Origin of the sequence: Archangium sp. (genome assembly GCF_036388035.1) — a bacterium.
Taxonomy (GTDB): domain Bacteria; phylum Myxococcota; class Myxococcia; order Myxococcales; family Myxococcaceae; genus Archangium.
In genome coordinates this window covers 1-7,111 of the sequence record NZ_DASVSO010000611.1, presented here as the reverse complement: position 1 = coordinate 7,111, position 7,111 = coordinate 1, and the positions used below count along the sequence as shown (strand labels likewise).

Annotated in this window: 8 protein-coding genes; 5 read left to right on the top strand and 3 right to left on the bottom strand. The window is 67.0% G+C overall.

From position 1 onward, the window contains the following. Together VF697_RS25025 and VF697_RS25020 are read right to left on the bottom strand one after the other, a co-directional pair. The coding region (locus VF697_RS25025) for an alcohol dehydrogenase catalytic domain-containing protein (protein ID WP_331099158.1) at positions 1 to 369 on the bottom strand (369 nt) is incomplete at its 3' end. 29 nt (positions 370 to 398) lie between these two features. Beyond that, entirely contained in the window at positions 399 to 1,184 is a 786-nt protein-coding gene (locus VF697_RS25020; protein ID WP_331099156.1) for an SRPBCC family protein, read from the bottom strand. 704 nt (positions 1,185 to 1,888) lie between these two features. Between VF697_RS25020 and VF697_RS25015 the strand changes: the two genes are divergently transcribed. The 3 genes from VF697_RS25015 to VF697_RS25005 are packed head-to-tail and all read left to right on the top strand — an operon-like array spanning position 1,889 to position 3,464. Beyond that, positions 1,889 to 2,491 carry a DUF6310 domain-containing protein gene (locus VF697_RS25015; RefSeq protein ID WP_331099154.1) on the top strand — a complete coding sequence of 201 codons (603 nt, stop codon included), beginning with the start codon at positions 1,889 to 1,891 and terminating at the stop codon, positions 2,489 to 2,491. Next, positions 2,492 to 3,250 carry a DUF5953 family protein gene (locus tag VF697_RS25010; protein ID WP_331099152.1) on the top strand — a complete coding sequence of 253 codons (759 nt, stop codon included), beginning with the start codon at positions 2,492 to 2,494 and terminating at the stop codon, positions 3,248 to 3,250. It abuts the gene before it with no gap. A gap of 46 nt (positions 3,251 to 3,296) precedes the next feature. Then, complete coding sequence (locus VF697_RS25005; RefSeq protein WP_331099150.1) at positions 3,297 to 3,464, top strand: hypothetical protein; 168 nt, start codon at positions 3,297 to 3,299, stop codon at positions 3,462 to 3,464. A 142-nt stretch (positions 3,465 to 3,606) separates the two neighbouring features. Here the strand turns inward: VF697_RS25005 and VF697_RS25000 are convergent, their stop codons facing one another. Further along, a complete protein-coding gene (locus tag VF697_RS25000; RefSeq protein WP_331099160.1) occupies positions 3,607 to 3,786 on the bottom strand; it encodes an ISAzo13-like element transposase-related protein in 180 nt (59 codons plus the stop codon). Between the two features lie 75 nt (positions 3,787 to 3,861). Here VF697_RS25000 and VF697_RS24995 point away from each other — a divergent pair, with 75 nt between their 5' ends. Both VF697_RS24995 and VF697_RS24990 read left to right on the top strand, forming a co-directional pair. Next, the gene (locus VF697_RS24995; RefSeq protein WP_331099149.1) at positions 3,862 to 4,488 is read left to right on the top strand and encodes a glutathione S-transferase family protein; all 627 of its coding nucleotides are present in this window, start codon (positions 3,862 to 3,864) and stop codon (positions 4,486 to 4,488) included. Positions 4,489 to 4,915: 427 nt separating this feature from the next. Then, positions 4,916 to 7,093 (top strand): ATP-binding protein, encoded by a 2,178-nt coding sequence (locus VF697_RS24990; protein ID WP_331099147.1) that lies wholly within the window; start codon positions 4,916 to 4,918, stop codon positions 7,091 to 7,093. Positions 7,094 to 7,111 lie beyond the last annotated feature (18 nt).

The window sequence follows — 7,111 nt, the reverse complement described above, 5'->3', positions numbered from 1 at the left end:
CGCGGTGGTGTGGCCGAACATTTTCTCTGCCACCTCCTTGTTGCGGTTGCTGCGCTCACACACCGAGAAGTTCCCGCGCCTGCACTGGTCGCAATCGCCGCAGCAGATGGTGAACGGAACCACCACGCGATCGCCTACCTTCAGCTTCTTGTTGCCGCTGCCGACCTCCACCACCTCGCCCATGAACTCGTGGCCGAGGATGTCGCCCTTGAGCACGGAGGGGATGTAGCCGTCATAGAGGTGCAGGTCCGAGCCGCAGATGGTGGTGGCCCGCACCTTGATGATGGCGTCCCGCGGATTGAGGAGCGAGGGCTCGGGGACCTGCTCCACCCGCACGTCATTCACACCCGTCCAGCACACAGCCTTCATGGTCTCTCCTCCGTCCTCGGGTCCTCTGCTCAGGAGCGCGGCGCCAGCGTGCGTCCCAGCCGCGAGCGCTGGCCGTGGGGCTGGGAGTCCACCGTGGCCACCTCGCCCGTCTCCAGGAGCTGCTTGAACTGGCGCAGGCCCCGGGAGAGGTACTGCTTGGGCTCCTCGCCGAGCAGCTTCGCGGCCACCGCCGCGGCCCGGCCGCCCGGGAGGTGGTAGTGCAGCGCGAGGTGCACCACCGTGCCCCGGCCGCCCGGTGCGTCCTCGAAGCGGACGGTGCCGGTGTGCGGGAGCTTCGAGCCGGGCAGGGTGTTCCACTCGATGCGCTGGCCCGGCGTGTCCTCCGTCACCTGGGAGTCCCACTCGAGGAGGACGCCCGCGGGTCCCTGGAACACCCAGTGGCTGCGCCCGCCCTCCAGGTTGCGCACCGAGAGCAGGTTCGGGATGAAGCGCGGGTGCCGCTCGAAGTCGCGCCACGCCTGGTACACCTCCTGGCGTGGCTTGAGGAGGGTGGCGCTCAGCTCGAAGGCGACGCCGGGCTCGCCCGCCACCTCCGTCATGCCCATGAGGGCGAACGCCCGGCTGCGCCCCGTCAACCCCCGGTGGAGGATGGAGCCGCCCGCCAACGCCAGCAGGAGGGAGGGCACGGTGCGGCGCCGCAGCCCGTAGCCCACGAGCCCCAGGCCCACCACTACGGAGAGCAGCCGCTCCCCGGTGCCGACGTTCACCCCCTTGGTGCCGTGCTGGAGCGAGGGGTCGAGCTGGGGCGGACGGGCCCCTCGGGTCGCAATCAGTTCGCTTTCCTGCAGCGTCATCGGGCGTCCTCCTACATGGCGGAGGAGGAAGCTCGTCATGCTCCCGGGGTGGACCCACTGCCCCGCGGGACGAGGGGGATGTTCACCCGCGGAGTTGGATTCCAGTCAGCGGGGTGGCACGGAGTTACCGGTGCGATTCACCATGAGGTCCTTCAACTTCGATCTGCGCGATGCCGCTTGGAGTGCGCGGCCATGAAGATCGCGGAGGCGGCGGGAATCGAACCCGCCCCCGTTCCGGCCGGTTCCGCAGGCTCCTGCGACATACGTGCAACATGGCGGGACCTGCCGCCCCCCCTCGCGTGCTCCGTCGTCGCCGACGGAGCGTGCTGGCATACTCCAGAACGCGACCCATCAGGTCCTCACTCGGGTTCGAGGACCCGGCCATGCGTCTCCAAGCGTGCATCGCACTTCTGCTCTATGTCTCAGCCTGTACGGCGACACCGCCAAGCCCACGAGAACCAGCGGCCCGCGACCCGAGGCTCGCCCATCTCCAGCGAGCGGCGACGCTGCCCTGGACGGACGGGGGGCGGTGCGCCGTCCAGGAGGCTTCCGAGCCCTGGCCCGTGCTGGCGGAGGGGTGCTTTCATGCCCTCGACCATGACCGGGTGCGGTTCAGGGACACGACGGGGCGCTGTGCGGTGGCCTCAGCGGGCACTGCTGCCGTAGGGGTCGGGCTCTGCGTCCTGGCGGCACCGGAGATCGTCGTGGGAGCGGTGATCGTCGTGGGCGTGGTGGTGGTGGGATTCGCCATCAAAGAGGCGCTGGATGCGTATGAACTGAGCAGGGGCCGCCCCGAGGTAAGGCCCGCGCCCGAAACGCGGCCCGTGCCTGAAACGAAGCCCGCCCCGCGGGACCCCTCGCCGAAACAAAGGCCCAAGCCGGGGCCAAAGGGGCCGGATTTCCCTCCCCTGGGACCAATCGAAACCTCGGAGCGAGAGCGCCGCCGCAAGTGCGAGCCCATCCCCGTGCCGCACCGAGGCGGAGATAACGAACACAACAAGTGCGCCGACAAAATGCCGAACAACAGCTTCCCCGGCTGGGATGTGTTCGTGAATGGGAAGAACTTCGACGCGCTGCAACTGGCCACGCGCACGTTGTGGGAAGTCAAGACTGATGATTTCGACATACACTCCCCTCACTCTCAGAAGTTCTTTGCCAAAGTAAAGCTGCCGGAAATACAGCGCGAGAAAAGAATCGCAGAAACATGTGGGTACAATTTTGCCGTTGGCGTGCGAAGCGCCGCACACAAAGCTGCGCTGCTTGAACTAGATCCTGAACTCACAATCGTCGTCATGGGTTGGTGCTGAATGACAGCCACGCCAAGATCCCTCACCCTTACCGTTTACGCGCCTGCACTCGTGGGTGATGATGGGCGCCCGCTTGCCATCGTTCATGGATTCGAGCGCGCGCTACCCGGCTTGCGGCTGGCGTGGACCCTTTCTGAAAAGGGACGCTTCATTGCATTGACTCACCGCGACGAATGGGTTGCAGCAGACAGGACAGACGGCGGGTTTCCATTTCTTTGCAACGATGACGAAAGCCGTCCCGTGACGCTTACCGGATGGGAAAACCCAAGCGGCCTTGCCGTAGCAAGTCCGCCGCGCTTTGAAGTCCATGCGACGCTGCCACTGGACGCAGCTGGCATCGCGGCGGCAACGGATGTACTGGATGCTCTAGCGGAGGGCGCGCACGCGGTTTGGGGACATGCGTCGCCGAACGGCCATGGTCAGATAGTGGCGCAGCAGTTTCGCCGCCCGGGTGATGAGCCGCATGCTCCGCCCCACGGATTGCCCTCGCTCAAACTCCCACGGTACAACCCTGCGCCGGAGATTCCCCATTACCTCGGGTGGCTGAACTACTGGTCTGCCGCTGCCGCACGAGCCATCGGATTTCCGGACCCCGCCCGCGACGCGGACCTGCTCTCGCGCTCACGGCGTACCGCGACGGGCGGGTGGATTGTTCGGCTCACGGACGCACCGCTCGATCTAGACGTCCCCGCCCACCTGGACGCGCTGAAGCGGGCCTACGAGCGCTTCCCGGAGATCGGCGGGCGCACCACCCCTTGAGGCTCGGCACGGCTCGCAGTGGGTCCAGTACAAGATCCCACAGGTCGTGCGTGCCCGTATCACGCAGCAAGGCACCGTCGTGCTGACCGGCCTGATCCAGCTGGTCGCCGATGGGGACGTGCACGCGTGGACCGGCGAGGTCAATGCGAACGGCAAGACGCTGCGCGACGAGGTCGGCGCGATCCTGCCCGACCACGGCGCGAGCCTCGGCTAAGGCCCAACTGCCTGCCTCTCTGCTCAAGCGAGGGCGGCCAGGGCAGGGGTGTGCCTCAAGGGGTTGCACCCTCCCGTGTACCGGCGCGGCGCGCCGCCTTGCTGGCCCCGGCACCGGCCCTTCTTGGCCCTCGCTCCAGCCCTCACCCTCCACATGGCTTCTCTCCCGCCTCTACGCGGGTGTAGTTCCAGTCGCCGTGGAAGGTGTCCTGCACGATGTTGAGGGCGCGCATCTCCTTCGTGGAGATCTTCTTCCCGAGGGGATGACGGCGCCGATCGATCTTCACGCGGACGACGAGCCCGGACCGCGTCGTCGTGTTCAGCGTCGACGAGGACGATTGACGATCGCGTCGGCGGCGGCGCTGGCAAGCGGCGGTCCGGCTTGGTAGACGCGACGCATGGGCGATCTCGTTCTCACCACCTACGATTGGGTTCCTCCGCCGCCGCGCGGGTTCGTGCGGGACATCCGCGTGCGCTGGGCATTGGAGGAGGCGAAGCTCCCGTATCGCGTCCAGAGCGTGTCGTTCAAGGAACGCGGCCCCGAGCACCTCGCGCACCAGCCGTTCGGGCAGGTGCCATGGCTGACGGACGGCGACATCTCGATTTTCGAGAGCGGCGCGATCCTGCTGCACCTCGGCGAGCGGAGCGAGGCGCTGATGCCTCGCGATCCGAAGGGGCGCGCGGAGGTGCTCGAGTGGCTCTTCGCCGCGCTCAACTCCGTCGAGATGGCGAGCCTCCCGTGGTCGCTCCTCAAGTTCTCGGGGCAGAGCGAGAAGCGCTTCGACGACTTCCTGAAGCTGCGCCTCGATCGCCTCGAGCCGGTGGTCGCGAAGCGCGAGTGGCTCGCGGGCTCCTTCTCCGTGGCCGACATCCTCATGGCGGACGTGCTGCGACTCGTCGAGCGCTTCGAAGGGCTCGCGGCGCATCCCGCGACGCGGGACTACCTGAAGCGCGCGACGGCGCGGCCCGCGTTCGTGAAGGCCCACGCCGACCAGCTCGCTCATTTCGCCGCGGCCGACACATGAGCCTCGCGCTCGCTCCGAAGACGACCGCGCGGGGATGGATGCTGCTACCTGGCCAGCAGTCGCATCACTCATAAGGTGAGCGGGAGCTCCGCCCACGCGCGCACGCACGCGTGGAGCCTCCTCGGGGGGCGCCCTGGCAAGAGCACGCCCCCCCCGGTCGGCGGCATCTTGCCCGTCCCTCGGGGCGATGTCATACAAAGACTGGACAGGAAAGGCCGCGCTTTCCATACAAAGACTTGACGGGAAAGAGCGCCCTCACGGGGAAACCGCTCAACCCCCTCCTCGCCAGAATCCCCTGGAGACTTGCTGGCATGCAATTCCTCGCACGCCCGCTCCTGGAATTCTGACGGTTGTCTTTGTGTCCATAGCGACCATGTCGCCCGCATCCCGCTCCCGAGCCTCCCTGGCCCGATTGACGCTCCTGAAGATGAGCGCACGTATCGGGGTCGTCATCGCCCTGTCCACGCTCGTCAGCTACCTCCACATGCAGAGCACCCTGCGCACCGAGGCCCTCGGACGCCTGGAGCAGCATGTCTCCGAGCGCAGCCAGCGTGAGCAGTCCATCTTCATCCTGGCGGAGGACAATCACGCCGTCCTCAAGAAGGCCCTGGAGGAGAGAATCCACGCCCTCCAGCGGGAGGACGTGAACGCGCGCTTCGACAGCCTGTTCACTCGGCTGCCCGATGGCACGGTCCGCAACCACCCCGAGCACTTCGACGGCACGAGGATGGTGGGCGTCTTCATCCCCCCGAACGTGAACCTCGATGCGGAGTTCCGCACCCGGGTCCTGGCCGCGTACGACGTCATCGCCTCGTATGGACCGGCCTTCCATGTCCGGTTTCAGTCGACCTACATGGTGCTGCCGGAGGGGGTCATCATCGAGTATTGGCCGGAATCTCCCACGTGGAGCCAGGACATCGAGCCTGACTTCCGGCTCACCGAGACCGAGTACTTCAGCATCAGCCTGCCGGAGAACAACCCGCGAAGGCAGACCGCCTGGACGGGCGTCTTCGAGGACACGGTCGCCAGGACCTGGATGGTGTCGGCCTCCACCCCGCTGGACCTGGATGGCCGCCATGTCGCGACGGTCAGCCACGACGTCACGCTCAACCAGTTGATGGCCCGCACCATCAACGACAACCTACCCGGTGCCTACAACGTGCTCTTCCGCGACGATGGGCAGCTCATCGCCCATCCCGAGCTGAAGCAGGAAGACGCCACCAGTGCCTACAACATCCTGCGCGCCGCCGAGCAGCCCGACGTCGCGGCCAGGCGTCTTGGCTCCCGGGAGAACGTGGCCCGCTTGCGCACCCTCTTCGAGCGGGTGAAGACCCGCGAGCCCCATCAGACCGTGCTGGAGCTCCCGGAGTCCGGCGAGTACGTCGCCGTGACGAGCATGCGGGGACCCGGCTGGAACCTCGCCACGGTGCTGCCCAAGCACGTGGTGTCCCAGCCCGCCTTCCTCGCGGCGCGCTACATCCTGCTGCTCGGCGTGCTGTCGCTGCTGCTGGAGCTGGTCATCATGTATTGGGTGCTCCGACAGCAGATCTCCCGCCCGCTGCTGGCCTTGACCCAGGCCACCGACAAGGTGGCGGCCGGTGACTTCAAGGTCGAGCTGGACACCTCGCGCGGCGACGAGCTGGGACAACTGGCCCGCGCCTTCCAGCTCATGACCCACGAGGTTCAGAAGCGCGAGGACGCCCTGCGTCAGGCCAACGAGGGACTGGAGCAGCGGGTCGAGGAGCGCACCCGCGAGCTCAAGGAAATCCACCTGCAGCTGGTGCAGACGGCCCGGCGGGCGGGCATGGCGGAGATCGCCACCAACGTGCTGCACAACGTGGGCAACGTGCTCAACAGCGTCTACACCTCCGCCCAGGTCGCCAAGGAGCGGATGACGGGGATGAGGCTCGAGCAGGTGGGCCGGGTGGCCGGAATGCTCCAGGAGCGCCAATCGGACCTCGGCACCTTCCTCACCCAGGACGATCGCGGCAAGCACCTGCTGCCCTTCCTCGACAAGCTGGGGAAGAACCTGCTCGACGAGCGCAAGGAGGTGTCCACGCTGCTCGACGACGTGGGCCGCTACACCGAGCACATCGGCGACATCGTCAAGGTGCAGCAGAATTACGCCCGCACGCCCCGGCTGCACGAGCCCGTCGTCCTGGGAGACCTGCTGGAGGACGCCCTGCGCATCAACTCGGCCGGACTCGTCCGTCACCAGGTGAAGGTGCAGCGCCAGCTGACGCCCCTGCCGCCCGTACTGACCGACAAGCACAAGATGCTGATGATCCTGGTCAACCTGGTCAGCAATGCCAAGTACGCCATGGACGGGGTGACACCGGTCGAGCGGCTCCTGACGGTGAAGCTGGAGCAGCATGCCCCCGACCGGGCCCGCATCGAGATTCACGACAACGGCATGGGCATCGCACCGGAGCTGCTCACCCGTATCTTCCAGTATGGCTTCACCACGCGCGAGGAGGGGCACGGCTTCGGCTTGCACTCCAGTGCCCTGGCGGCCCAGGAGCTGGGCGGCACCTTGACCGTGCACAGCGATGGGCCCGGACGCGGAGCCACCTTCACCCTGGAGAGTCCCTTCGTCCCCGCATGACTCCGAAGCCATCCACAT

Bases quoted from the DNA above. Each gene is read 5' to 3' on its own strand.
- VF697_RS25010 (WP_331099152.1), top strand. From the start codon at position 2,492: ATGACAGCCACGCCAAGATCCCTCACCCTTACCGTTTACGCGCCTGCA.
- VF697_RS25020 (WP_331099156.1), bottom strand. From the start codon at position 1,184: ATGACGCTGCAGGAAAGCGAACTGATTGCGACCCGAGGGGCCCGTCCG.
- VF697_RS24995 (WP_331099149.1), top strand. From the start codon at position 3,862: ATGGGCGATCTCGTTCTCACCACCTACGATTGGGTTCCTCCGCCGCCG.
- VF697_RS24990 (WP_331099147.1), top strand. From the start codon at position 4,916: ATGAGCGCACGTATCGGGGTCGTCATCGCCCTGTCCACGCTCGTCAGC.